Source organism: Streptomyces sp. NPDC049687, assembly GCF_044465285.1.
In the GTDB taxonomy this organism is placed as follows: Bacteria; Actinomycetota; Actinomycetes; order Streptomycetales; family Streptomycetaceae; genus Streptomyces.
This window is the reverse complement of the sequence record NZ_JBITLN010000001.1, coordinates 709,173-734,040: the sequence shown is the minus strand read 5'-3', so window position 1 is coordinate 734,040 and position 24,868 is coordinate 709,173. Positions and strand designations below refer to the sequence as shown.

The 24,868-nt window shown below is 71.1% G+C and carries 24 protein-coding genes; 11 read left to right on the top strand and 13 right to left on the bottom strand.

Annotated features, from left to right (window positions below):
- Positions 1-123 precede the first annotated feature (123 nt).
- From ACIBVL_RS03400 to ACIBVL_RS03380, 5 genes are all read left to right on the top strand, one after another.
- Positions 124-1,128 carry an ABC transporter substrate-binding protein gene (locus ACIBVL_RS03400; protein WP_399090979.1) on the top strand — a complete coding sequence of 335 codons (1,005 nt, stop codon included), beginning with the start codon at positions 124-126 and terminating at the stop codon, positions 1,126-1,128.
- Positions 1,129-1,365: 237 nt separating this feature from the next.
- Positions 1,366-2,904 (top strand): sugar ABC transporter ATP-binding protein, encoded by a 1,539-nt coding sequence (locus ACIBVL_RS03395; RefSeq protein WP_399090976.1) that lies wholly within the window; start codon positions 1,366-1,368, stop codon positions 2,902-2,904.
- Positions 2,901-4,010 carry an ABC transporter permease gene (locus tag ACIBVL_RS03390; protein WP_399090973.1) on the top strand — a complete coding sequence of 370 codons (1,110 nt, stop codon included), beginning with the start codon at positions 2,901-2,903 and terminating at the stop codon, positions 4,008-4,010. Before ACIBVL_RS03395 ends, ACIBVL_RS03390 begins: the two co-directional genes overlap by 4 nt.
- A complete protein-coding gene (gene yjfF / locus ACIBVL_RS03385; protein WP_399090969.1) occupies positions 4,010-5,035 on the top strand; it encodes a galactofuranose ABC transporter, permease protein YjfF in 1,026 nt (341 codons plus the stop codon). The genes ACIBVL_RS03390 and yjfF overlap by 1 nt, the downstream gene beginning before the upstream one ends.
- A gap of 332 nt (positions 5,036-5,367) precedes the next feature.
- The gene (locus ACIBVL_RS03380; RefSeq protein ID WP_399090966.1) at positions 5,368-5,565 is read left to right on the top strand and encodes a hypothetical protein; all 198 of its coding nucleotides are present in this window, start codon (positions 5,368-5,370) and stop codon (positions 5,563-5,565) included.
- Between the two features lie 268 nt (positions 5,566-5,833).
- On the opposite strand, the gene ACIBVL_RS03375 is transcribed toward ACIBVL_RS03380, so the two are convergent.
- Positions 5,834-6,271, bottom strand: coding sequence for a MarR family winged helix-turn-helix transcriptional regulator (locus ACIBVL_RS03375; protein WP_399090963.1), 438 nt, complete (start codon positions 6,269-6,271; stop codon positions 5,834-5,836).
- A 108-nt stretch (positions 6,272-6,379) separates the two neighbouring features.
- Here ACIBVL_RS03375 and ACIBVL_RS03370 point away from each other — a divergent pair, with 108 nt between their 5' ends.
- Positions 6,380-7,399, top strand: coding sequence for an NADP-dependent oxidoreductase (locus tag ACIBVL_RS03370; RefSeq protein ID WP_399090961.1), 1,020 nt, complete (start codon positions 6,380-6,382; stop codon positions 7,397-7,399).
- Between the two features lie 97 nt (positions 7,400-7,496).
- Here the strand turns inward: ACIBVL_RS03370 and ACIBVL_RS03365 are convergent, their stop codons facing one another.
- Entirely contained in the window at positions 7,497-8,645 is a 1,149-nt protein-coding gene (locus ACIBVL_RS03365) for a serine hydrolase domain-containing protein (RefSeq protein ID WP_399090958.1), read from the bottom strand.
- Between the two features lie 199 nt (positions 8,646-8,844).
- Between ACIBVL_RS03365 and ACIBVL_RS03360 the strand changes: the two genes are divergently transcribed.
- Together ACIBVL_RS03360 and ACIBVL_RS03355 are read left to right on the top strand one after the other, a co-directional pair.
- Entirely contained in the window at positions 8,845-9,630 is a 786-nt protein-coding gene (locus ACIBVL_RS03360) for a hypothetical protein (RefSeq protein WP_399090955.1), read from the top strand.
- 46 nt (positions 9,631-9,676) lie between these two features.
- Positions 9,677-10,468, top strand: a complete 792-nt coding sequence (locus ACIBVL_RS03355) for an EI24 domain-containing protein (RefSeq protein WP_399090952.1) — start codon at positions 9,677-9,679, stop codon at positions 10,466-10,468.
- Positions 10,469-10,498: 30 nt separating this feature from the next.
- Here the strand turns inward: ACIBVL_RS03355 and ACIBVL_RS03350 are convergent, their stop codons facing one another.
- Both ACIBVL_RS03350 and ACIBVL_RS03345 read right to left on the bottom strand, forming a co-directional pair.
- Positions 10,499-11,749, bottom strand: a complete 1,251-nt coding sequence (locus tag ACIBVL_RS03350; RefSeq protein ID WP_399090950.1) for a pyroglutamyl peptidase — start codon at positions 11,747-11,749, stop codon at positions 10,499-10,501.
- Positions 11,750-11,792: 43 nt separating this feature from the next.
- Positions 11,793-12,356 (bottom strand): TetR/AcrR family transcriptional regulator, encoded by a 564-nt coding sequence (locus tag ACIBVL_RS03345; protein ID WP_399090947.1) that lies wholly within the window; start codon positions 12,354-12,356, stop codon positions 11,793-11,795.
- Positions 12,357-12,487: 131 nt separating this feature from the next.
- Here ACIBVL_RS03345 and ACIBVL_RS03340 point away from each other — a divergent pair, with 131 nt between their 5' ends.
- Positions 12,488-14,926 carry a beta-glucosidase gene (locus ACIBVL_RS03340; protein ID WP_399090944.1) on the top strand — a complete coding sequence of 813 codons (2,439 nt, stop codon included), beginning with the start codon at positions 12,488-12,490 and terminating at the stop codon, positions 14,924-14,926.
- Between the two features lie 66 nt (positions 14,927-14,992).
- On the opposite strand, the gene ACIBVL_RS03335 is transcribed toward ACIBVL_RS03340, so the two are convergent.
- Positions 14,993-15,970, bottom strand: a complete 978-nt coding sequence (locus ACIBVL_RS03335) for an aldose epimerase family protein (protein WP_399090941.1) — start codon at positions 15,968-15,970, stop codon at positions 14,993-14,995.
- 15 nt (positions 15,971-15,985) lie between these two features.
- A complete protein-coding gene (locus ACIBVL_RS03330) occupies positions 15,986-16,879 on the bottom strand; it encodes an SGNH/GDSL hydrolase family protein (RefSeq protein ID WP_399090938.1) in 894 nt (297 codons plus the stop codon).
- Positions 16,880-17,173: 294 nt separating this feature from the next.
- On the opposite strand from ACIBVL_RS03330, the gene ACIBVL_RS03325 reads away from it, so the two are divergent.
- Positions 17,174-17,668 carry a DUF3145 domain-containing protein gene (locus ACIBVL_RS03325; RefSeq protein ID WP_399090935.1) on the top strand — a complete coding sequence of 165 codons (495 nt, stop codon included), beginning with the start codon at positions 17,174-17,176 and terminating at the stop codon, positions 17,666-17,668.
- Positions 17,669-17,748: 80 nt separating this feature from the next.
- Here the strand turns inward: ACIBVL_RS03325 and ACIBVL_RS03320 are convergent, their stop codons facing one another.
- From ACIBVL_RS03320 to fasR, 5 genes are all read right to left on the bottom strand, one after another.
- Complete coding sequence (locus ACIBVL_RS03320; protein ID WP_399090932.1) at positions 17,749-19,029, bottom strand: beta-ketoacyl-[acyl-carrier-protein] synthase family protein; 1,281 nt, start codon at positions 19,027-19,029, stop codon at positions 17,749-17,751.
- An 80-nt stretch (positions 19,030-19,109) separates the two neighbouring features.
- Positions 19,110-19,358, bottom strand: coding sequence for an acyl carrier protein (locus ACIBVL_RS03315; protein WP_015660680.1), 249 nt, complete (start codon positions 19,356-19,358; stop codon positions 19,110-19,112).
- 81 nt (positions 19,359-19,439) lie between these two features.
- Positions 19,440-20,441 (bottom strand): ketoacyl-ACP synthase III, encoded by a 1,002-nt coding sequence (locus tag ACIBVL_RS03310; protein ID WP_399090929.1) that lies wholly within the window; start codon positions 20,439-20,441, stop codon positions 19,440-19,442.
- Positions 20,442-20,453: 12 nt separating this feature from the next.
- Positions 20,454-21,368, bottom strand: coding sequence for an ACP S-malonyltransferase (locus ACIBVL_RS03305; RefSeq protein ID WP_399090926.1), 915 nt, complete (start codon positions 21,366-21,368; stop codon positions 20,454-20,456).
- An 89-nt stretch (positions 21,369-21,457) separates the two neighbouring features.
- Positions 21,458-22,663, bottom strand: coding sequence for a fatty acid biosynthesis transcriptional regulator FasR (fasR, locus tag ACIBVL_RS03300; protein ID WP_399090923.1), 1,206 nt, complete (start codon positions 22,661-22,663; stop codon positions 21,458-21,460).
- Positions 22,664-22,758: 95 nt separating this feature from the next.
- Between fasR and ACIBVL_RS03295 the strand changes: the two genes are divergently transcribed.
- Positions 22,759-23,415 carry a pirin family protein gene (locus ACIBVL_RS03295; RefSeq protein WP_399092021.1) on the top strand — a complete coding sequence of 219 codons (657 nt, stop codon included), beginning with the start codon at positions 22,759-22,761 and terminating at the stop codon, positions 23,413-23,415.
- A gap of 50 nt (positions 23,416-23,465) precedes the next feature.
- Here the strand turns inward: ACIBVL_RS03295 and ACIBVL_RS03290 are convergent, their stop codons facing one another.
- Together ACIBVL_RS03290 and ACIBVL_RS03285 are read right to left on the bottom strand one after the other, a co-directional pair.
- On the bottom strand, positions 23,466-24,287 hold the full coding sequence (locus ACIBVL_RS03290; protein WP_399090920.1) for a serine hydrolase domain-containing protein: 822 nt from the start codon (positions 24,285-24,287) through the stop codon (positions 23,466-23,468).
- 19 nt (positions 24,288-24,306) lie between these two features.
- Positions 24,307-24,777 carry a GNAT family N-acetyltransferase gene (locus tag ACIBVL_RS03285; RefSeq protein WP_399090917.1) on the bottom strand — a complete coding sequence of 157 codons (471 nt, stop codon included), beginning with the start codon at positions 24,775-24,777 and terminating at the stop codon, positions 24,307-24,309.
- Between the last annotated feature and the right edge of the window lie 91 nt (positions 24,778-24,868).

Here is a 24,868-nt window from a genome sequence, read left to right as displayed (position 1 = left end):
CGGCCGCTCCCCCAGCAGCGTGGCCGATATGCCGAACAATGATCGACAGGCTGGACGTAGTGCGGCCGGTCCCCCGAGTACCAGCAGGTCCGTCCCCGGGCCGGCTCTTCAAAGGAGAAGAACATGCTCAGCAGAAGGAACTTCCTCACCGCGGCGGTCGGCGTGGCGGCCGCGGGCGGCCTGGCAGCCTGCGCCAAGAAGGACGAGAGCGCCTCCAGCTCCTCCGCCGGGGGCAGCAAGACCATCACACTCGGCTTCTCCCAGGTCGGCTCGGAGAGCGGCTGGCGCAGCGCCAACACCACCTCGGTGAAGGACGCGGCCAAGGAGGCGGGGTACACCCTCAAGTTCTCCGACGCGCAGCAGAAGCAGGAGAACCAGATCTCCGCGATCCGCAGCTACATCGCGCAGAAGGTCGACGTCATCGCCTTCTCGCCGGTGGTCGTCACCGGCTGGGACGCGGTGCTCAAGGAGGCCAAGGCCGCGAAGATCCCGGTCGTCCTGACCGACCGCTCGGTGGAGACCTCCGACGACTCCCTGTACGTCACCCTGGTCGGCTCCGACTTCACCGACGAGGGCCGCCGCGCCGCCAAGATCCTCGAGAAGGTCCTGGAGAAGGCCGGCCACAAGGGCGCGGTCAAGATCGCCCAGCTGGAGGGCACCACCGGCGCCGCCCCGGCGATCGAGCGCGCCAAGGGCTTCAAGGAGGTCATGGACGCCGACCACGCGGACGACTGGAAGATCGTCGTCAGCCAGACCGGCGACTTCACCCGCGCCGGCGGCAAGCAGGTCATGGCGGCGTTCCTGCAGTCCAACCCGGACGTCAACGTGCTCTTCGCGCACAACGACGACATGGCCATCGGCGCCATCCAGTCCATCGAGGCGGCGGGCAAGAAGCCCGGCAAGGACATCCTGATCGTCTCGATCGACGGCGTGAAGGACGGCTTCGTGGCCATGTCCGAGGGCAAGATCAACGCCATCGTCGAGTGCAACCCGCTGCTCGGCCCCCAGTTGATGGACGTCGTGAAGAAGGTCAAGGACGGCGAGACGGTCGAGCGCTGGATCAAGACCAAGGAGGGCGACTTCATGCAGGACCAGGCCAAGGCCGCGCTCCCGAGCCGCAAGTACTGACCGACGCACCCACCGGCAGGGGCCTCCGGCCGACCGGAATGTCGGTCGGCCGGGCCCTGTGGGCCTGCAGCGGCTCGATCTCTCTCACGAGGAGCGCTGCCGTGACTCCGCCCCCGATGGGGCTTCCAGTCCGAAAGCTGCGGTCCAGCCCGAACCGGCCCCTTGCGGGGCGTAGTCAACCTAACGGACTGAAATCCCTCACCGGGCAAAGCCGGTGGTTCCCTCACAAGGAGAGGTATGGCAGAGCCGCGGCCCGTCCTGGAAATGACGGGCATAGTCAAAGAGTTCCCGGGGGTACGGGCTCTGTCGGACGTCGACTTCCGGCTCTTCCCCGGCGAGATCCACGCCCTGATGGGCGAGAACGGCGCGGGCAAGTCCACCCTCATCAAGGTGCTGACGGGGGTCTACTCCCTGGACGGCGGCACCATCACGCTGGACGGCAGGTCGGTGCGGTTCGGCAGCCCGCTGCAGGCCCAGCAGGCCGGCATCAGCACGGTCTACCAGGAGGTCAACCTCTGCCCGAACCTGTCGGTGGCGGAGAACATCTTCATCGGCCGCGAACCGACCCGCATGGGCCGCATCCAGTGGAAGCGGCTGCGCCAGGAGGCGGCGGAGCTGGTGGACCGGCTCGGCCTCGACATCGACGTCACCGCCCCCCTGTCCTCGTACCCGCTGGCGGTGCAGCAACTGGTCGCGATCGTACGGTCGTTGGGCACTGGTGACAGCGGCGGCGAGGGAGCAGGCACCAAGGTGCTGGTCCTCGACGAGCCCACCTCCAGCCTCGACCGCGACGAGGTCCTGCAACTCTTCGCCCTGATGCGGCGGTTGAAGGACCAGGGGGTGGCGATCCTGTTCGTCTCGCACTTCCTCGACCAGATCTACGAGGTCTGCGACCGGATGACCGTCCTGCGCAACGGCACCCTCGTCGGTGAGCACCTGGTGCGCGACCTCGACCAGGTCGGCCTCGTCCAGCTCATGCTCGGCAAGGCCATGGGCCAGCTCGAGGAGCTCCACGACCACCAGCTGCACTCCGACACGGGCGAGACGCTGCTCCAGGCCAACGGCCTCGGCAGGACCGGCGGTATCGCCCCCTTCGACCTGGAGATCAAGAAGGGCGAGGTGATCGGGCTCGCCGGACTGCTCGGCTCCGGCCGCACCGAACTCGCCCGCCTGCTCTTCGGCGCCGACCAGCCCGACAGCGGCAAGGTCTCCGTCGACGGCAAGCAGGTCTCGATGAGCGCCCCGAACGACGCGATCGGCGCCGGGGTCGCGTTCTGCTCCGAGAACCGCAAGAGCGAGGGACTGGTGCCCGATCTGACGGTGCGGGAGAACATCATCCTGGCCCTGCAGGCCGCGCGCGGCTGGACCAGGCCCATCCCGGCCGCCCAGCGCGACGAACTCGTCGCCAAGTACATCAAGGCGCTCGACATCCGCCCGGCCAACCCCGAGGCCAGGGTCGGCCAGCTCAGCGGCGGCAACCAGCAGAAGGTGCTGCTGGCCCGCTGGCTGATCACCCAGCCGAAGCTGCTGATCCTGGACGAGCCGACCCGCGGCATCGACATCGGCGCCAAGGCGGAGATCCAGAAACTCGTCGTCTCCCTCTCCGAGGACGGCATGTCCGTCCTGTACATCGCGGCCGAGCTGGAGGAGGTGCTCCGGCTCAGCCACACCATCGGAGTGCTGCGCGACCGCCGGCTGGTGGCGCGGATCACCAACGGGCCCGAGATCACCACCAGCAAGATCCTCGAGACCATCGCGAGCGGAGAACACCAGTGACCACCACCTCCCGCTGGCGAGCGCTGACGCACCACCATCTGTTCTGGCCGGTCGCGGTCCTGGTCGTCCTGCTGCTCGTCAACGTGCCCTTCACGCCCGACTTCTTCTCGATCAGGATGACGGACGGCCACCTCTACGGCAGCCTCGTCTCGATCGTCCTGTTCGGCTCGCCCCTCATCCTGGTCGCGGTCGGCATGACCCTGGTCATCGCCACCGGCGGCATCGATCTCTCCGTCGGCGCCGTGGTCGCCATCACCGGAGCCCTGACCTGCTCCTACATCAGCCACCGGGCCGACCAGGGCGCCCTGTCCGGGGTGCTGCTCGCGATGGGCATCGGCCTGCTGGCCGCCGTGGTCTGCGGTCTGTGGAACGGTTTCCTGGTCGCCCGGATGGGCATCCAGCCGATCATCGCCACGCTGATCATCATGGTCGCCGGCCGCGGTGTCGCCCAGCTCATCACCGACGGGCAGATCATCACCATCAACAGCGAGCCGTACAAGCTGATCGGCGGCGGCTACTGGCTGACGCTGCCCTTCTCCATCTTCGTCGTCGCCGTGGTCGTGGCCGTCACCGTGGCGCTCACCCGCCGCACGGCGCTCGGCCTGCTCGTCGAGTCGGTCGGCGGCAACGCCGAGGCCAGCCGTCTGGTGGGCATCAGGTCCCGCCGCATCAAGATCATGGTGTATGTGTTCTGCGCCCTGTGCGCCGGCATCGCGGGCCTGATGATCAGCTCCAACACCTCGGCCGCCGACGGCAACAACGCCGGCCTGTGGATCGAGCTGGACGCCATCCTCGCCGTGGTGATCGGCGGCACCTCCCTGCTGGGCGGCCGGTTCTCCATCGGCGGCACGGTGGTCGGCGCCCTCGTCATCCAGACCCTGACCACCACGATCTACACCATCGGCGTGCCGACCCAGACCAACCTGGTCTTCAAGGCCGCCGTCGTCATCGTCGTCTGCCTGCTGCAGTCCCCGAAGTTCCGCGCCAAGCTCTTCGGCGCCAGGTTCGGCGCCGGATCCGGCCCGAAGGCAAGCGCCAAGCCGGCCGCCGCCCCGGCGGACACCGCCTCGGCGACCGACGCCGCCCCCAAGATGGAGGTGTCGTGATGACCACGACCACCCAGAGCCCCACGGCTGCTCCGGACAGCCGTACCCCGTCCAGGGCGGCACGGCTGCTCGGCGACCGTCGCCTGCCCGTCGCGGCGACGGCCCTGCTGTTCCTCGTGATGTACGGCGTCGGCCTGGGCCGGTACCAGTACTACGGGTTCGCCGAACCGCAGGTCTTTCTGAACCTGTTCATCGACAACGGCTATCTGCTGGTCGCCGCCGTCGGTGTCACCTTCGTCATCCTGTCCGGCGGCATCGACCTGTCCGTCGGCTCGATGATCGGCTTCACGACGATGTTCACGGCCTGGCTGGTGGAACGCCAGGGCCTGCCGCTGCCGGTCGTGATCCCCATGGCGCTGGCCGTGGGCGCGTTCGGCGGCTTCCTGATGGGCTATGTGATCCACAACTTCGAGATCCAGCCCTTCATCGTGACCCTCGCCGGACTCTTCCTCTTCCGCGGCCTGTGCCTGGTGATCAGCAAGGAGTCGATCTCCATCACCGACTCCTCGGTGAGCAGCATGGCCCAGGCGCAGGTGTCGCTGGGCATGGGATTCCTGTCCATCGGCGCGGTGGTCTCACTGGTCGTCCTCGCCGTGGCCTTCTACGTCCTGCACTACACCCGCTTCGGCCGCCGGGTCTACGCCATCGGCGGCAACGAGCAGTCGGCCCTGCTGATGGGTCTCCCGCAGGGCGGCACCAAGATCGCCGTGTACACGGTGAGCGGCTTCTGCTCGGCCCTCGCCGGTCTTCTCTTCACCCTGTACATCCAGTCCGGCGACCCGCTGCACGCGACCGGAATGGAACTCGACGCGATCGCCGCGGTGGTCATCGGCGGCACCCTGCTGACGGGCGGCTCCGGGTACGTCCTGGGGACCCTCTTCGGGGTCCTGGTGCTGGGTCTGATCAAGAGCCTCATCCAGTTCGAGGGCACGCTCAGCTCCTGGTGGACGAAGATCGCCACCGGGGTGCTGCTGTGTGCGTTCATCCTGATCCAGCGGTTCATGACGACCCGCAAGAAGACCTGAGCGACAAGGCCCTCCCCGTGCGGGGAGGGCCTCTCAGGTGTCGTACGGCCGGCGCGATCCCAGCTCCTCGGCGCGCTTGCGGCTCCCGCCGGACACCCGGGGACATCTCTTCGGATCCCCGTCCGGAGTGCCGGCGCCGTGCCCCGGCGGGTACCAGGACTCCCGCACCACCTGGTCCCCCTCGCGACCCGGGCCCGACCGCGAAGACCGCCGGGAGGTATCCAGCCGGCCCGCAGCCGCTGGTCGGGGCACGAGCAGATCAACGGGAACCGGGCCCGTTCCGCGGACGTGTACAACTTCGGGGACCGAAGAAAGACACGAAAGAGGAGAGCGTGGAGATACTCGTCCTGATCGGATTGCTCGTGTTCGTGATCGGCGGATGCGTCTGCGTCGTGTGGGCGTCGCGCGGAGGCCCCCGCTGGGTGCGTGTGGTGGCCGCGGTGACGCTGGGGCTGGGTGAGGCGCTACGCGCGATGGACCGCAGGAGCCGGCGCTCGAGCTCCGGCAGTCAGTCGTACTCCGACGACTGAGGCGGGCGCTCCACCGGCGCTTGGCCGTGACCGGCCGGATTCCGGTCTTGTCCGGCTGTGGGAACGTTCCTACTCCTAATGCCGACGTCCTGGACGCCGCGTTGGCCGAGGGCGGCGACGCGTCGCGTGAGCAGGCGGTAGGGCGCATCCAGCGGTTCCTGCAGACGGCGGGCGCCGGCTGCCGGGCCACCCAGCAGCTGCTCACTCTCCTGGGCAACTGAGCGAAACCGGGCCACTGACACGAGACTCACCTCGCGACCCGCTCTCGTCAGGCGTCCAGCATCCGCCGCAACAACCCCCGCAACACCACCCGCTCCTGCTCCCCCAGGCCCGCCAGTGGTTCGCGGGCGAAGCGCAGGGACTCTCGCAGGCCCTTGGCGACCCTGCGGCCCTCCTCCGTCGCGGCCGCCAGCTTCACCCGGCGGTCGGTGGGGTCGGGTCGCCGCTCCACCAGGCCCCGGGTCTCCAGCCGGTCGACGATCCCCGTCACGTTGGACGGCTCGCACTTCAGCTTCTGGGCGAGTTTGCGCATGGGGAGCGGTTCGAGGGACAGGAGACTGAGGAGACGGGCCTGGGCGCCCGTCAGGGCGTGGTCGGCGGCCGCGTCCTCGTAGTCCTCGTAGAAGCGGGCCACGACCTCGCCGATCAGCTCGACGACCTCCATGGTCAGAGCGTCGGGGAGGGGGGTCCGTTGTGAGGTGGCCATGCGTCTCAGCGTACCCGTTTACTTGACATCCTGAAATGTTCAGGCGCATGGTTGTTTCAGGTAGTGAAGCTTTTTGATGTGAGAAGTGAAAGGCAAGGCGACCCTCCCATGACTGACTCCGCCGTCCCCGACACCAGCCGCGAGTGGCGTCTGCTCAGCCGTCCCGTCGGCTGGCCGAAGCCCGAGGACTTCGAACTGGCCGAGGCGGAGATACGGCAGCCCGGTCCCGGTCAGGTGCTCGTGCGCAACGCGTACCTCTCCGTCGACCCGTACATGAGGGGCCGGATGTCCGCCGCCAAGTCGTACGTCGCCCCCTTCGAGCTGGGCAAGGCCATGCAGGGCGGGGCCGTGGGGGAGGTCGTCGCCTCCGGGGCCGACGGGATCGCCGTCGGCGACCACGTCCTCCACTTCGGCGGCTGGCGCGAGTACGCCACCATCGACGCCAAGCAGGCCGTCAAGGTCGACCCCGAGGCCGCGCCCCTCTCCACCTACCTCGGCGTCCTCGGCATGACCGGCCTCACCGCCTACGCGGGCCTCCTGCGCACCGCCGCCTTCAAGGAGGGCGACTCCGTGTTCGTCTCCGGCGCGGCCGGGGCCGTCGGCAGCCAGGTCGGGCAGATCGCCAAGCTCAAGGGGGCCTCGCGGGTCATCGGGTCCGCGGGCTCGGACGACAAGGTCAAGCTGCTCGTCGAGGAGTACGGCTTCCACGCCGCGTTCAACTACAAGAACGGGCCGGTGGCCGAGCAGCTGCGGCAGGCCGCTCCCGACGGGATCGACGTCTACTTCGACAACGTCGGCGGGGACCACCTCGAAGCCGCCATCGGCTCCCTCAACCAGGGCGGCCGCATCGCCATCTGCGGCATGATCTCCGTCTACAACAACACCGAGCCCGCCCCCGGCCCGAAGAACCTCGCCCGTCTCATCCAGACCCGCGGCCGCATCGAGGGCCTGCTGGTCGGCGACCACTACGACCTGCAGCCGCAGTTCGTCCAGGAGGTCGGCGCCTGGGTCCGCTCGGGCGAGCTGAAGTACCGCGAGACGGTCGTCGAGGGCATCGAGAACAACCTGGAGGCGTTCCTCGGCGTCCTGCGGGGCGACAACACCGGGAAGATGATCGTCAAGATCTGACCCGTCTGAACTTCGGCGTGACGCCGGCTCGGCCCCGGTCGTTGCCTATGACGAGGGCCGCACCCCTGGACGTGGGGTGCGGCCCTCGTCTCGTACGTCACCTGGAAGCCAGCGCCGCCCTGTGGACGGCCGCCGCCAGCCGGTCGTTCTCCGGCGCCGCCCCGCCCGGGAAGGCGAACCGGCGCCTGGTGTACCCGTAGGCCAGCCCGCTGCGCGGATCCGCGAACGCCTGGCAGCCACCCGCACCGCTGTGCCCGAACGCCCCGACGCCCAGGAACGGGTGCCAGGTGTCCGCGACCGCCTGGAACCCCAGCCCGTACGACTTGTGCGTCCGCGCCACCAGGTCGTACCCGACCGAGTGGAACTGCCCGAACTCCGCCGCCGTGTCCTCCTTCAGCAGCGGCGCCTTCCCCTCCACCTCGCTGATCGCCGCCGCGTACAGCCCCGCCAGCCCGCGCGCCGAGGCGACCCCGCCCACCGAGGCCGGCCCCTTGGCCCGGACCAGCGGGTCGTTCGGGAGGAGTGCGAGGTCGGTGGGCTCGGCGGTGTGCCGGTTGAAGGCGATCGCGGCGAGCGTGTGCGGTCCGCCGGGCAGGGAGTCGAGCAGGGCCCGCTGCTCGGCCGTCGGCGCCATCGGCTGCGCGGTGCGGAAGCGCGGCTCGTGCGCCGCGGGCAGCCCCAGGAAGAAGTCCAGCCCATAGGGGGCGCGCACCCGTTCTTCGTACACCTCCTGGAGCGTACGGCCCGTGGCCCGCCGTACGACCTCACCCGTGAGCGCGCCGATGACCAGCGCGTGGTAGCCGAAGGCGGTGCCCGGGCGCCAGAACGGGCGCTGGTCGGCGAGGCGCTCGGCGAGCTGCCGGTCGTCGGCCAGTTCCTGCGGCGAGAAGCCGGTGTCCGTGCCGACCACCCCGGCCCGGTGCGCGATCAGCTCGCGCAGCGTCAGCTGGCCCTTGCCCTCGGCCGCGAACTCCGGCCAGTAGTACGTGACCTTGCGGTCCAGTTCGAGGGTGCCGTCCTGGACGAGCAGCGCGACCACCAGATGGGCCGCGCCCTTGGTCGACGAGTACACGCCGTACAGCGAGTCGGCGTCACCGCCCGCCCACAGGTCGACGACCCGCCGCCCGTGCAGATGAGCACACAACTGGCCCTCGTAATCCGGCTGTTCCTCCGCAACGAACGCGGCGAACTCCTGCCGCACCGCCTCGAAGCCGTCAGCCACGGTGCCGTGGATCTCCGTCGTCATCCGCTCCTCCTCCAGCTCAGCCGCCGGCCCTGCTTCCGCAGCTCGTGGGGCTTTCGTAGTTCGGTACGGCGAGGTGTACCCGTTCGACTCAACCGCGACAACACGGTGTTGGTGCCACCGATACCCCGGACCGCCCACGAGGGCCGCCGGGAGTGGGCATGCTGAGGGCACCGGGTGCGCGTGAGGCCAGGAGGATCCCATGGCAACGATCCCTTCCCTCCCCAGCAGGGACGACGTGCTGCGCATGGCCCGCAGCGCGACCGACATCACCGGCCAACTCCTCGACACGGCGGGCAACATCACGAAGATCGCGATCAACACCCTCGACCCGAGGGACGGTTCCGGCGGGGAGGCGCTGCGGATGCTGCGCTGGACGACCGCGCAGCTCGCGGACGCCGGCGCCTCTCCCGAGGCCCAGGAGGCCTTCTACCGCCTCGTCGCCGCCCTCGGGGACAGCCTGCAGCCGGTGCTGGACGGTGTGGAACCGGCGGTGGAGGAGCTCACGGCGGCGCTGGGCGAGCTGATCGAGGCGAGTTCGCCACTGCTCCCGGCGGGTGCCGGTCTGGCGGCGGGCACCCTGCTCGCCCTGGCCCCGCTGCTCCGAGCGGCGGCGGAGGTCCTGCGCGAGTCCTCCCCGGAGCTGCGCCGGATCGCGGACGCCGTGACGGCGGCCGTGGCGCCCCTGATGCCCGCGCAGGTGGCCCTCGCGGAACGGGCGGCGACGGCGGGAGCGGACGTCGTACGCGCCGCGCTGCCCGCCCTGGCCGACCTCACGGAGGCGGCGGCCGCCTCGGCGAATGCGGTACGGCCGGTGCTGGTGGCGGGGGAGGAACTGGTGGTGACGGGGCTGGAACAGCTCCGGCCCGCGCTGCTGGCGGGCGCCGCACGGGCGGGGCGGGTCGCGCGGGCGACGGCGGTGCGGGTGTCGGCGGTGGTGTCGCCGACGGGGGAGCGGGGGGTGGTGGTGACGGTGTCGGCGGGCTGATCACCCGAGCCGGAGACGATATGCACACGACCGATAGAGTTCGGCCATGCGAGATCTCGGGGCGGGTTTCCAGTATCTGATGAAGGGCCAGCGTTGGGTGGCCCGCAACGGCAAGCAGTACGGCTTCGGACTGCTGCCCGGTCTGATCACGCTCGTCCTCTACCTGGCGGCGCTCGTCGCGCTCGCCGTGTGGGGCACGGACTTCGTCGCCTGGGCCACCCCCTTCGCCGACGACTGGTCCAGCCCCTGGCTCGGCCTCTTCCGCGGCCTCCTCGTGCTCGTACTCTTCGCCCTCGGCCTCCTCCTCGCCGTCCTCACCTTCACCGCCGTCACGCTCCTCATCGGCCAGCCCTTCTACGAGAGCCTCTCCGAGACGGTCGACCGGGACGTGTCCCCCGACGGCACGGCACCGGAGTCGGGGCTGCCGCTCTGGCGGGAACTGTGGATCTCCGCACGGGACAGCCTGCGCATCCTGGTGCGCGCGGCCGTCTGGGGCATCCTGCTCTTCGCCGCCGGGTTCGTGCCGCTCGTCGGGCAGACCGTCGTGCCCGTGATCGGGTTCCTCGTCACCGGCTTCTTCCTCACCGAGGAGCTGACCGCCGTCGCCCTCCAGCGCCGCGACGTCGACCTGCGCGCCCGCCTCACCCTCCTCCGCTCCCGCAAGGCCCTGGTCTGGGGCTTCGGCACACCCCTGGGCCTGGCCTTCCTGATCCCCGTCGTCGCGGTGTTCCTGATGCCGGGCGCGGTCGCCGGCGCCACCCTCATGGCCCGTGACCTGCTGGGCGAGGAGATCCGGGAGGAGACCGGCGAAGCCGCCGAGGAGGAACTCACCGCATGACCGAGACGCCGTTCGCCGTCTGGTGGGTGTCTACTCGGCGGCGACGGCCACGGCCAGGATCGCCCGCACCTGGGCGATGATGTCCAGCCGGTTCCGTACGAACTCCGGGTCGGTCACCTCGCTCGTGTTCCCGGCGCCGAACTGCAGCACCGGCGTGTGCACATGCCCGCCCGGCAGCCGGTCGTGCAGCCCCAGCCGGTCCCGCAGCAGTGTCGCCCGGTACGCGATCTCGTTGGACAGGTAGTTCCCCCCGCCCCCGGCCCGGGCGGTCGACCCCGCCGTCGGCCCGTCCGCCCGCACCACGGCGTCCGTTCCGCCCGCCGGGATCTCGGTCACGCTCGTGTTGTCGTACACCGGGAACCGCCCGGTGTCCGCGGCGACCACGGCCGCGTACGGCAGGGTCGTCGCCGTCCACTGCGGCTGCGAGGCGGGATCGGCGACCGGGACGGTCTCGGTCCGCCCGATGTTGTCGTTGTCGGGGAAGCCCCCGCGCCAGGCGCCGTTCGTGCGCTCCACGTCGAAGCGCCCGATCCGCCCCTGGCTGACGGTCGCGAACAGGTCGACGTGCGGCAGATAGGGCCGCAGCGTGCGCTCCACCGTGCCGTCCGCGAAGTCCTGCCAGCGCACCGGGAACACGGCCGTCTCCACCCGGGCCGGCCCGTCCGCCGTCTCGATCACCGTGCCGTCGAGGGCGAGGGCGCTCGCGCCGGAGGGATTGGAGATCCGGATGTCGCGGTCCAGGGTGAACGGGTCGAAGCCGGTGACCAGGACGCGCTTGAGTCCCTTGGCGTGCCGCAGCGGGTGGTGGATGTCGGTCTGGCCGCGCGAGGTGCGCTCCAAGGCGTCGAGCAGGGCCGTCCGTTGGGCGCCCGTGAGACCGAACCCCGGCTCCCAGGTGCGTACTTCCCGGGTCATGCCGAGCCGGGCCCAGTACAGCGGCCGGTCGTCGTCCCGGCTCAGGTCACCGCCCGCCGGACCCCGCCCCTGCACCCGGTCGACGGCCCGCCGCCACAGCGCGGACCCCGCCCGCACGACGACGCGGCGTGCCTGCGCGTAGGAGCGGGCGGAGCCGAGGGCGGCGGTGAACTCGGGTGCCACGGAGTCGAATCCGGAGCGGGCGAGGATCTCCTGCGGTACGGCTTTCTCCAGCCGTTGTTCCTCGACGGTGGGGGAGGGCGCCACCTCGGAGGCGGTGGCGGAGGCGGCGGTCGGGGTCGTGGTGGACAGGCCGGCCAGCAGGGCCAGGCCGAGGATGCCGCTGCGAACGCGTAAGGAATTCACGGGGGTTGTATGCCCCACGGGTCACCCGTTCAACTCCCCGCGCTCAGCTCACGTCCTCGCCCAGCAGTCGCAGGAAGTCCCGGAACGCGCCCGGCATGTCCACCGACTCCGGGTCCAGCAGCCACTGGTACTGCAGGCCGTCCATCACCGCCACCAGCAGGGGAGCGGTGCGTTCGGGGGTGAGGCCGTTCGGGAGGCGGTCGCCGTACTCGGTGCGCAGGACCGCCGCCATGCTCTCGCGGACCCGGGTGTAGCGCTCGGTGAAGTACTCCCGTGCCGGATGACCCTCCGTCACGCTCTCGCCGAGCAGCGCCGAGAAGGTCTGGATGATGCCGGGCCGCATCGCGTTGTACTCCACGAGGGCGGCCAGCAGGTCGACCCGCCACCGCGAGTCCGGTACGGCGTCCCACTGGTCCCGTTCCTCGAGCACCGCGACCAGCAGTGCCTCCTTCGTCGGGAAGTGGTGCAGCAGCCCCTGCTGGGTCAGCCCGACCCGCTCGGCCACCGCCGCCAGGCTCGCCCCCCGGTAGCCGCGCTCGGCGATCACCTCCACGGCCGCCCGGACGATCTCGGCCCGCCGCTCCTCGCTCCTGGTTCTGGCACTCATGCCCGTCACGGTACGGCATCAGAGACCCTCGATATAACGTCAGGATAACGAAACCTACCGCTCTACAGGTGACCGATGCACGATGGAGGCACTGCACAGGCACGCAAGGCACTCGACGAGGAGGCATCGCCATGGCGGGAACCGAGGCGGACAGCGGGGCGGCGACGGAGGGGGCTGTGGAGGCAGCCCTCGACAAGCTCGACCTGGACGCCAAGACCCGGCTGCTGGCCGGCCAGGACATGTGGTCGCTGCCCGAGCTGCCGCAGATCGGCCTGAAGTCCCTGGTCATGTCCGACGGCCCGATAGGCGTCCGGGGCGTCCGCTGGACCGCCGACGACCCCTCCGTCGCCCTGCCCTCCCCGACCGCCCTCGCCGCCACCTGGGACCCGGAACTCGCCCGCCGCGCCGGCGTCCTGCTCGCACAGGAGGCCCGCCGCAAGGGCGTCCACGTCCTCCTCGCCCCCACGGTCAACCTGCACCGCTCCCCGCTCGGCGGCCGCCACTTCGAGGCGTACAGCGAGGACCCCTACCTCACGGGGCGGATCGGCACGGGGTACGTGACGGGCGTACAGGAAGGCGGCGTCGGCACCACCGTCAAGCACTTCGTCGCCAACGACGCCGAGACCGACCGCTTCACCGTGAACAACGTCGTCGGCGAACGCGCCCTGCGCGAGCTGTACCTCGCCCCCTTCGAGGCCATCGTCGCGAACGCCCGCCCCTGGGGCGTCATGACCGCCTACAACACGGTCAACGGCACCACGATGACCGAGCACCACCACCTGGTGAACGAGGTCCTGCGCGGTGAGTGGGGCTTCGACGGCTACAACGTCTCCGACTGGATGGCCGCCCGCGACACCGTCGGCGCCCTGAGGGGCGGCCTGGACGTGGCCATGCCCGGCCCGCAGACGGTCTACGGCGACGCCCTCGCCCGGGCGGTCCGCGAGGGCCGGCTCGACGAGTCCGAGGTCGACGAAGCCGTACGCCGCGTCCTGCGCCTGGCCGCCCGCGTCGGTGCCCTCGCCGACGCGGAGCCGGCCGTCCCCACGCCCCCCGCCCCCGTCGACGGCGAGGCCCTGGCCCGCGAGATCGCCCGCCGCTCCTTCGTCCTGGTCCGCAACGAGCGCGCCGCGCTGCCCCTGAAGCCCGGCACCGTCGCCCTCCTCGGCGCCGCCGCCCGTGACGCCCGCGTCCTCGGTGGCGGCTCCGCCACCGTCTTCCCGGCCCGGGTCGTCTCCCCGCTGGACGGCCTCACCGCCGCGCTCCCCGAAGGCACCCTCACCTACCGCGTCGGCGCCGACCCCACCACCGAACTCGCCGTCGCCGACAAGGGGTTCGCCCTCAGGGCCGTCTGCCGGGACACAGAGGGGACCGTCCTCGGCACCGGCTCCGCGCCCAACGGCCAGATCCAGTGGATGGGATCCGACCTCCCCGAGGGTGTCACCCACGACACCCTCCACACCGTGGAGCTGACCGGCACCTTCACCCCGCGCGAGAGCGGCCCGCACTCCTTCGGCGTCAAGGGCACCGGCACCTTCACCCTGACCGTCGCCGGGACGACGTACTTCGACGGCCTTCAGCCGCCCGCCGACGACAGCGACCCCTTCGAGGCGTTCTTCGGCGCCCCGGTGCCCCGCGCCCAGGTCGAACTGACCGCCGGCGAACCGGTCGACGTCTCCCTCACCCACGTCTTCGTCCTCCCCGAGGGCGTGCCCTTCAAGGTCATCGCCTTCGCCCTCGCCCACCAGGAGCCGCAGCGTGACGAGGACGAGCTGATCGCCGAGGCCGTCGAGGCCGCCCGCGCCGCCGACACGGCGGTGGTCGTCGTCGCCACCACCGACCGTGTCGAGTCCGAGGGCTTCGACCGCAAGGACCTCACCCTCCCCGGCCGCCAGGACGATCTCGTCCGCGCGGTGGCCGCGGCCAACCCGAACACCGTCGTGGTCGTGAACTCCGGCTCCCCGGTCGAGCTGCCGTGGCGCGAGGACGTCGCCGCGGTCCTGCTCACCTGGTTCCCCGGCCAGGAGGGCGGCGCGGCACTCGCCGACGTCCTCACCGGCGCCCACGAGCCCGGTGGCCGCCTCCCCACCACCTGGGGCTCCCTCAGCGACGCCCCCGTCACCCGGGTCGCCCCCTCCGACGGCGAACTCCCCTACACCGAGGACGTCTTCATCGGCTACCGCGCCTGGGAGAAGGAGGGCAGGACACCGTCCTACCCCTTCGGCCACGGCCTCGGATACACCGACTGGAGGTACGACTCGGTCGACGTCACCGGCGCCACCGTCACGGTGCGCGTCCGCAACACCGGCGAGCGGGCCGGCCGCGAGGTCGTGCAGATCTACCTCGCGCCGACCGAGCGGGACACCGGCCGCCCCGCCCGCTGGCTGGCGGGCTTCGCCGCCGCCGAGGCCGGGCCGGGCGAGACCGTCGAGGTCACCGTCGACCTCCCGCGGCGCGCCTTCGAGGTCTGGGACCAGGCCGCCCACCGGTGGTTGTTTGTGAAGGGTTCGTACGAAATCCAGGTGGGTAGCTCTATCGCGGACCGCAGGATCACCGCGACGGTTACCGTCTGATACGGGAACTCCTCACCCCATGAACAGCCCCGGTCCGGGACCTGACCCCTGGACCGGGGCTATTTCTCATCCGACCCGGAAGCCGTACACCGTCTCCGACCGGTACACCTCGCCCGGCCGCAGCTCGGTGCTCGGGAACTCCGGGCGGTTCGGGGAGTCGGGGAAGTGCTGGGTCTCCAGAGCGATGCCCTCGCAGGGCGCGAAGGGCTCGCCCAGGTGGTCCGCGGTGTACACCTGGATGCCCGGCTCGGTGGTCGCCACCGTCAGCACCCGACCGCTCGCCGGATCGTGCAGCTCGGCCACCTCCTCCGGCACGTCGGTGAGGCCCTTGTCGAGCACGAAGTTGTGGTCGTAGCCGTAGCCGGTCTTACGGGCCGTGCGGAAGTCGTGGGGGCCGCCCGCGACCGACGCCAGTTCCCCGGTCGGGATCAGATGGGTGTCCACCGGCGTGTACCGGGAGGCGGCCAGCCGCAGCTCGTGGCCGGTGGCGTCGCCGCTGCCCGGGCCGCCGAGGTTGAAGTAGCTGTGGTTGGTCAGGTTCACCACCGTCGGCGCGTCCGTGACCGCCTCGTAGACGAACCGCAGCGCCCCGGACGCGTCCAGCGAGTACGTCGCCGTGACCTCCAGCCGGCCCGGGAAGCCCTCCTCGCCGTGCGGGGACACCCGGCTCAGCCGCAGCCCGTGCCCGACCGGCTCCACCTCCCACACCCGCTTGTCGAAGCCGCGCGCACCGCCGTGCAGGGAGTTGGGCGCGTTGTTGGGCTCCAGCGCGTACGTCAGCCCGTCCAGCCGGAAGCGGGCCTGCGCGATCCGGTTCGCGTACCGGCCGACCAGGGCGCCGAGGTAGGGCTCCGGGTGGGTGAGATAACCGTCCAGGTCGGCGAAGCCCAGCACCACGTTCGCCGGCCGCCCGTTCCGGTCCGGGACCTCCACCGACTGCACGATCCCGCCGTACGACAGCACCCGCACCCGGGTGCCGGCCCGCTCCAGGGTCCAGCGATGCACCGGGGTGCCGTCGGAAAGTGTTCCGAAGTGTTCGCTCATGGTCGAAACCCTAAGTCACGAGACCTTCTCGGTGACTTTCCGGTACGCGATCTCCGCGAGCCGCGCCTGTCCGTCCATGCTCGGGTGGAACCAGTCCCAGTGACTCAACTGATCCGTGCCGAACCGGAAGCCGTACACCGCGCCCCCGTCGAAGCGGCACCGCTCGTCCTTCACGCAGACCTCCTCCAGCACCTTGTTGTAGTCCTCCACCCGCCGCTGCACGGTGTCGCGCCGCGCCGTCGCCGCCGCGTCCAGCGCGTCCGCGTCGCCGAGCATCGAGGGACAGATGCCGAGCTTCCAGATCCGCTTGCCCAGCGCGTTGGTCCGCCCCTGCGACCACAGCCGCTTCAGGTTCGGCACGCTCGCCACGTACACCTGCGCCTTCGGCAGCGCGCGGCGCAGCGTCCGCAGCGCCTCCTGGAACTCCGCGCGGAAGTCGACCACCGACGTCATCGCCCTCGTCGACGCCCGGCACGCGTCGTTCGCCCCCGCCATCACCGTCACCAACTGCGGTTTCTCCGCCGCCGCCTGCGTCATCTGGCCGGCCAGATCCGCCATCCGGGCCCCCGTCACCGCGTAGTTCCAGCTGTGCGTGGCCGCCTTCGAGGCACCCAGCAGCCGGACGGCGAGGCTGTTCACGTCGGCGCTGGCGCCGGTCGCCCAGGACACCTCGGGGCAGTCCTGCAGGACCGTACAGGCGTCGAAGCCCCGGGTGATGGAGTCGCCGACCGCCGCTATCGAGGCCGGGCTCGTGTCCCACAGCGGGGCCCGCGAAGGCTTCGCCCGCGCCGGGGCGCCCGGCCCCGAGCCGTCCCCGCCACCGCCCAGCGCGTCGCAGCCGGACACCCCCACGACGGCCGCGGTGACGACGGCGAGCACCGCCCGCACGCGCCGGTTTCGCTTCCGCATTCCCTGCCGATCCCCTCGCTCCTCGGGCCCCGTCGGACAAACGGCCCCTCCCATGACAACGCACGGGAGTTCCCGGACCCACCCGACCGGTCCGCAAGTGGTGCCCCACAAGAGGGAACGCTTCCCACCCGTACAGGCGTCCTGCCGAGTGAAAGGCGGACGTTCACGGCACCGGGACCGACGGTACGTCACACTCCTCGCGTCGCCGCACGGTAGCCTCGCCATCAACGCGGCTGCCCCGACACCGCCGCCATGCCAGCCAGCAAGACTGTCCCGCTCTGCCCGGAGGTCCCGGTGACGACACGTGGAGTTCTGTACGTGCACTCCGCGCCGCGCGCGCTGTGCCCGCACGTCGAGTGGGCCGTCGCCGGGGTGCTCGGCACGCGCGTCAACCTCGACTGGATCCGGCAGCCCGCCGCGCCCGGCACCTGGCGCTCGGAGTTCTCCTGGAAGGCCGAGGTGGGCACCGCCTCCAAACTGGCCTCCGCGCTGCGCGGCTGGCACCTGATCCGCTTCGAGGTGACCGCCGAACCCTGCGCCACCGCCGAGGGCGAGCGCTACAGCTGCACCCCCGACCTCGGCATCTTCCACGCCGTCACCGGCATCCACGGCGACATCCTCATCCCGGAGGACCGCCTGCGCGCGGCCCTGCTGCGCAGTCAGCGCGGGGAGACGGATCTGGAGGCCGAGCTGTCCAAGCTCCTGGGCAAGCCCTGGGACGACGAACTGGAGCCGTTCCGGTACGCCGGCGAGGGAGCTCCGGTGCGCTGGCTGCACCAGGTGGTCTGAGACATCGGTAAGCCCGAAGGGGCCCCACCTCTGCGGGTGGGGCCCCTTCAGCCGCGTACGAAATGTCGTACAGCCACGTCTCAGACCGTACGGAACGCCAGCACCACGTTGTGCCCGCCGAACCCGAACGAGTCGTTCAGGGCGGCGATACGGCCCTCGACGGGCAGCTTCCGCGCCTCCCCGCGGACGATGTCCGCGTTCGCCTCGGCCTCGGGGTCGATGTTCTCCACGTTGATGGTCGGCGGCGCCACCCGGTGGTACAGCGCGAGGACCGTCGCGACGGACTCGACACCGCCCGCACCGCCCAGCAGGTGACCGGTCATCGACTTGGTGGCGGAGACCGCCATGTGGTCCGCGTCGTCGCCGAACACCTTCCGCAGCGCCTTCAGTTCGGCGATGTCACCGGCCGGCGTGGAGGTGGCGTGCGCGTTGACGTGCACGATCTCCGCCGGGTCCAGGTCGGTGTGCTCCAGCAGGTTCTGCAGCGCGTGCGAGATGCCGCGGCCCCCGGGCTCCGGCTGCACGATGTCGTGGGCGTCGGCGGAGATGCCCTGCCCGACCGCCTCGGCGTAGACCCGCGCCCCACGCTTCGCAGCGTGCTCGGCGGACTCCAGGACGATCACACCGGCGCCCTCGCCCAGGACGAAGCCGTCGCGGGCGACGTCGTAGGGACGCGAGGCGCCCTGCGGGTTCTCGTTGTTCTTGGACATCGCCATCATGTTGCCGAACGCGGCGATGGGCAGCGGGTGGATCGCCGCCTCCGTGCCACCGGCGACGACGACGTCGGCCCGGCCGGTACGGATCATCTCGATGGCGTAGCCGATGGCCTCGGCGCCCGAGGCGCAGGCGGAGACCGGGGTGTGCACGCCGGCGCGGGCGCCCACGAGCAGACCCACGTTGGCGGACGGGCTGTTCGGCATCAGCATGGGCACGGTGTGCGGGGAGACGCGGCGGACGCCCTTCTCCTTGAGCACGTCGTACTGGTCCAGGAGGGTGGTCACGCCGCCGATGCCGGAGGCGATGACCGCGCCGAGCCGGTCGGGGTCGACCTTGCCGTCGCCGGAGTCCTCACCGGCCTTGCCGGTGAAACCGGCGTCCTTCCACGCCTCCTGAGCCGCGATCAGCGCGAACTGCGCCGAACGGTCCAGCTTGCGGGCCTGCGGACGCGGGATGACCTCGGTGGGCTCCACGGCGACCGGGGCCGCGATACGGACGGCCTGCTCGGCCGCCCACTCCTGCTCCAGGGGCTTGACGCCGGACTTGCCGGCGACCAGGCCCTCCCAGGTAGAGGCTGCGTCGCCACCCAGCGGTGTGGTTGCGCCGATACCGGTGACGACCACGGTGCGATTGGTCGGGCTCACGGATTCTTTCTCCAACGTTACGAGGATTCAGCGGCGCCACCGCCGGGTGGCGGGGCAGTTCAGCCCAGGGGACCGGTGGATCAGGCCTGGTGCTTGAGGATGTAGTCGGTCGCGTCGCCGACCGTCTTGAGGTTCTTGACGTCCTCGTCCGGGATCTTCACGTCGAAGCGCTCTTCGGCGGCGACGACAACCTCGACCATGGACAGCGAGTCGACGTCCAGGTCGTCGGTGAAGGACTTGTCCAGCTGGACGTCCTCAACCGGGATGCCGGCGATCTCGTTCACGATGTCGGCGAGACCGGCGACGATCTCTTCCTGAGTGGCGGCCATCTTGGCGCTCCTTCTTTGTTTTCCAGAGGGTGTGGCAGTGGTGCTCTCCCATACCGGACCGCATGATCCGGCACGGAGTGCCTAGGGGAGGGTAACGACAGTGGCGGCGTAGACGAGACCCGCCCCGAAACCGATGACGAGCGCGGTGTCGCCGCTCTTCGCCTCACCGGTCGCCAGGAGCCGCTCCATCGCGAGCGGGATCGAGGCGGCCGAGGTGTTGCCGGTGGTGCGCACGTCACGGGCGACCGTCACGGACTCCGGCAGTTTGAGGGTTTTCACCATCGAGTCGATGATCCGCTCGTTGGCCTGGTGCGGGATGAAGACGTCCAGCTCGTCGGCGGTGATCCCGGCGGCGTCCAGCGCCTCCTTGGCGACCTTCGCCATCTCGAACACGGCCCAGCGGAAGACCGCCTGGCCCTCCTGCGTGATCGCGGGGAACTTGGCGACCTCGCCGTCGCGGTAGTCCGTCCAGGGCACGGTCTGCTTGATGGTCTCCGACTTGTCGCCCTCGGAGCCCCACACCGTCGGGCCGATCGCCGGCTCGGCGGAGGGGCCGACGACGACCGCGCCGGCGCCGTCGCCGAACAGGAAGGCCGTGGCCCGGTCCTCCAGGTCGGTGAGGTCGCTCAGCCGCTCCACGCCGATGACGAGGACGTACTCCGCCGAGCCCTCGGCGACCATGCCCTTGGCGAGGGTGAGACCGTAGCCGAAGCCCGCGCAGCCGGCCGAGATGTCGAAGGCCGCGGCCTTGGCGGTGCCGAGCTTGTCGGCGATCTCGGTGGCGACGGCGGGGGTCTGCTTGAAGTGCGAGACGGTCGAGACGACCACGGCGCCGATCTGCTCGGCGGTGATCCCGGCGTTGGCGATGGCCTTGCCGGAGGCCTCGACGGACATGGCGGCGACGGTCTCCTCGTCGTTCGCCCAGTGCCGGGTCTCGATGCCGGAACGCGAGCGGATCCACTCGTCGGAGGAGTCGATCGTCTCCAGGATGACCTCGTTGGGTACGACCCGGGTGGGCCGGTAGCCGCCGACGCCGAGGATGCGCGCGTACGGATGGCCCTTACTGGGCTTGATCTTCGCCATCAGGGCTCCTTGTCAGGCACCGTGCTCGGCGATGAGCGCGCGAGCGGCGTCGAGGTCGTCGGGGGTCTTCAGCGCGAGCGTCGGCACGCCGGGCAGAGCACGCTTGGCGAGGCCGGTCAGGGTGCCGCCGGGGCACACCTCGACGAGGGCGGTCACGCCGAGCTCCTTGAAGGTCTCCATGCACAGGTCCCAGCGGACGGGGTTGGCGACCTGGCCGACCAGCCGCTCGAGGACCTCGGCGCCGGTGGCGACGGCCCGCCCGTCCTTGTTGGAGACGTAGGTGACCTTCGGGTCCGCCGGTGCCAGGTCCGCGGCGGCCTTCGCGAGGGTCTCCACGGCCGGGGCCATGTGGTGGGTGTGGAAGGCGCCGGCGACCTTCAGCGGGACGACCTTGCGGACGCCCTCGGGCTTGTCCTCGTTCAGCGCGGCGAGCTGCTCCAGCGTGCCCGCGGCGACGATCTGGCCCGCGCCGTTGATGTTCGCCGGGGTCAGACCGAGCTTCTCCAGGTGCGCGACGGACACCTCGGGGTCGCCGCCGAGCAGCGCCGACATCCCGGTCTCGGTGATCGCGGCGGCCTCGGCCATGGCCAGACCGCGCTTGCGTACGAGGGTCAGGGCGGCGGAGTCGTCGAGGACACCGGCGAAGGCGGCGGCGGTGATCTCGCCGACGCTGTGACCGGCGACCGCGCCCGGAGAAACGTCTCCGAGTGCCGTGGCGGACAGGATCCCGGCCGCGACGAGCAGCGGCTGGGCCACGGCGGTGTCACGGATGGCGTCGGCGTCGGCCTGTGTGCCGTAGTGGGCGAGGTCCAGGCCGACGGCGTCCGACCACGCGGCGACGCGGTCGGCGGCACCGGGCAGTTCGAGCCAGGGGGTCAGGAAGCCGGGCGTCTGGGCGCCCTGGCCGGGAGCGACGAGTACGAGCACTCTCACACTCTCTCTTGGGGACGGCCAACGCCGCCCGTGGGGACAGGGACGAAGAACGGCAGGGGGTTTTGTGGGCCCCCGACAAAAGCCTAGGTCTGGGGATCTCCATCGACGAGGCGCCCCAGGATGAGCGCGATCCGCAGGGTGAATGCGGAGCGTACATCCGACGGCGACCAACCGGTGACGTCAGTCACACGTCGAAGCCGGTAGCGCACGGTGTTGGGATGCACGAACAGCATCCGGGCCGCGCCCTCCAGGCTGCTCGCCTGTTCGAGATAGACGGAGAGCGTCTCCAGAAGTGCGGAACCGGCCTCCTCCAGCGGTCTGTAGATCTCCTCCACCAATTGCTCGCGCGCGCTGGGATCACCGGCGATCGCACGTTCCGGAAGCAGATCGTCCGCCAAGACCGGGCGCGGCGCGTCCTGCCACGCCGAACACGCCTTGAGTCCGGCGGCGGCGGCCTGCGCGGACCGGGTCGCGGCCAGCAGGTCGGGCACGACCGGCCCGGCGACGACCGGCCCGGCGGCGAACGGGCCGATCAGCGACTTGGCGACGGCGAGCGGATTGTCGCTCCCGCCGGCGATGACGACCAGCCGCGACCCGAGCACCCCGGTCAGCACCTGCAGCTTGGCGTGCCGGGAGGCCCGCCGGATGGCCTCGACGGTCAGCTCGGAGTCCCCGTCGGGAGCGGTCCCGAGGACGACGCACACGTGCTCCGGCGCGTTCCAGCCGAGCGCGGCGGCCCGGCTGACGGCCCCCTCGTCGGCCTCCCCGCTCAGCACCGCGTTCACGACGAGCGACTCCAGCCGGGCGTCCCAGGCACCGCGCGCCTCGGCGGCCTGGGCGTACACCTGGGCGGTGGCGAAGGCGATCTCCCGGGCGTAGACGAGCAGCGCCTCCCGCAGCATCCGCTCGTCACCGGGGGCCGCGACCTCGTCGATGGCGGACTCCATGACCTCGATGGTGGTGCGCACCATCTCCACGGTCTGCCGGAGAGTGATCGCCCGGGTCAGCTCGCGCGGCGCGGTCCCGAACACATCGGTCGAGATGGCCTGGGGCGCGTCCGGGTGCCGGAACCACTCCGTGAAGGCGGCGATACCCGCCTGGGCGACCAGCCCGATCCAGGAACGGTTCTCCGGGGGCATCGCCCGGTACCACGGCAGGGTCTCGTCCATCCGCGTGATGGCCTGGGCGGCGAGACTTCCGGAGGACTTCACCAGCCGCTTCAGGGTCGCGGGGTGCGGGTGGGCGGCGTTCGCTGTGGCGTCGGGGAGAGTGGTTTCGGGTTCGGGCACGTGGACAAGACTGCCTCATCGGGACGGCGGCATGCGCCGCCGGGTCGCAGGTGAGGCGTCCACCCTGCCATCGGCGGGTCTACGGTGGAGCCGTGATGGACGTACGCCGCGCCGACGAGCGCTACCCCGGCGGGGACCCGGCGGCCGGCATCGAGACCCGGCACGCCTTCTCCTTCGGCCCCCACTACGACCCCGGCAATCTCCGCTTCGGCGCGCTGATCGCCTGCAACGAGGAGCGGCTCGCCCCCGGCGCCGGCTTCGACGAGCACCCCCACAGCCACACGGAGATCGTGACGTGGGTGGTGGAGGGGGAGCTCACCCACCGTGACTCGACCGGCCACGAGACGAGGGTCCGCCCGGGAGACGTCCAGCGGCTGAGCTCGGCGGCGGGCGTCCGCCACGTCGAACGCAACGACGGTCCGGCCCCCCTCACCTTCGTCCAGATGTGGCTGGCCCCCCTGGACCCCGGCGGTGACCCGGCCTACGAGATCGTCCACGGCATCGCCGACTCCACCCCGTACGCCGTCCCGGAGGCGGCCGCCATGCTCCACGTACGGCGACTGGTGCCGGGGGAGCGGACGGCGGTGCCGGACGCGCCACGGGTGTACGTCCACGTGGTCCGGGGCGGCGTCCGGCTGGACGGCGCGGAGCTGGGCCCGGGCGACGCGGCCCGCGTCACGGAGGCCAAGGACATGGAGGTGGTGGGAGTGACGGAGGCGGAGCTGCTGATGTGGGAGATGGCACCCGCCTAGCCGCTCAGCGGCTCGGCCGCGGGCAGCCAGTCCCGTCCCGCCCCGGCGGTTCAGCCCCGCGACTCGGCCAGCACCGCGTCCGTGAAGCCGGGCCACGCCTCGATTGCCCACGGTCCGAACGCCCGGTCCGTCAGGGCGACCCCGGCGACCTGGGCGTCGGGGTCGATCCACAGGAACGTACCGGACTGGCCGAAGTGGCCGAAGGCGCGGGGCGAGGACGAGGAGCCGGTCCAGTGCGGGGACTTGGAGTCGCGGATCTCGAAGCCGAGGCCCCAGTCGTTGGGGTTCTGGTGGCCGTAGCCCGGCAGTACGCCTTTCGTGCCCGGGTACTGGACGGTCATCGCCTCGGCCATCGTGCGCGGGTCCAGCAGCCGGGGCGCCTGCACCTCCGCCGCGAACCTGAGCAGGTCCGCCACCGTCGAGACCCCGTCCTTGGCCGGGGACCCCTCCAGGGACGTGTCGGCCATCCCCAGCGGATCCAGCACCGCCTGCCGCAGATACTCGGCGAACGGGATGTCCGTGGCCTTCGCGATGTGGTCGCCGAGCTGCTCGAACCCGGCGTTGGAGTACAGCCGCCGCTCGCCGGGAGGGCCGGTGACCTTGTGCTCGTCGAAGGCCAGCCCCGAGGTGTGCGCGAGCAGATGCCGGACCGTCGCCCCGGGGGGACCGGCCGGCTCGTCCAGCTCCACCGCGCCCTCCTCGTACGCGACGAGGACGGCGTACGCGGCGAGCGGCTTGGTGACCGAGGCCAGCGGGAAGCGCTGCCCGACGGGCCCGTGGGTGCCCAGGACCGTACCGTCGGCCCGTACGACACCCGCCGCGGCGGAGGGGACCGGCCAGTTCTCGATCAGCGCGAGGCTCTTCAACGACATGCCGACGAGCCTATGCGCCTCACAGAAGCAGCTCCAGCAAGGGGTCCGGCTTGGGCTTGAAGCCGAGGGAGACGTAGAGCGGTTCGGCCTCGGCGGACGCCGTGAGGTGGACCTGGCGGACGCCCCGCTCGCGGAACCACTCCAGCAGCGCGTCCATGCACGCGCGCGCGTACCCCCGCCGGCGGGCGTCCGGGTCCGTCGCGACGCTGAAGACGAAGCCGACGGTGCCGAGCGGGTTGCCGGCCCGCCCGATCCGGTACTCGACCGTCCCGACCACCAGAGCGGCGAGCGACGCCGGCCGCTCCGGGTGGTCCACGACGAACGCGCCGAAGTCCCCGTCCGGCTCGGACAGCCGGGCCCGCAGCCCGGGCAGGGACTCGCTGTGCCAGTCGGTCGGCCCGGCGGTGTCGGCCATGGCGTCGATCATCACTTGACGCAGCCTCAGCACTTCGGCGGCGTCCTCGGGGAGCGCACGGCGTACAGGAGTCATGGCCCCGCACGCTAACCGGCGTGATCAGGCCGTGTCCCGCCAATTCTTTACCGATTCCGCTTGCTTGGAGCCCACTCCAAGGTCATAGCGT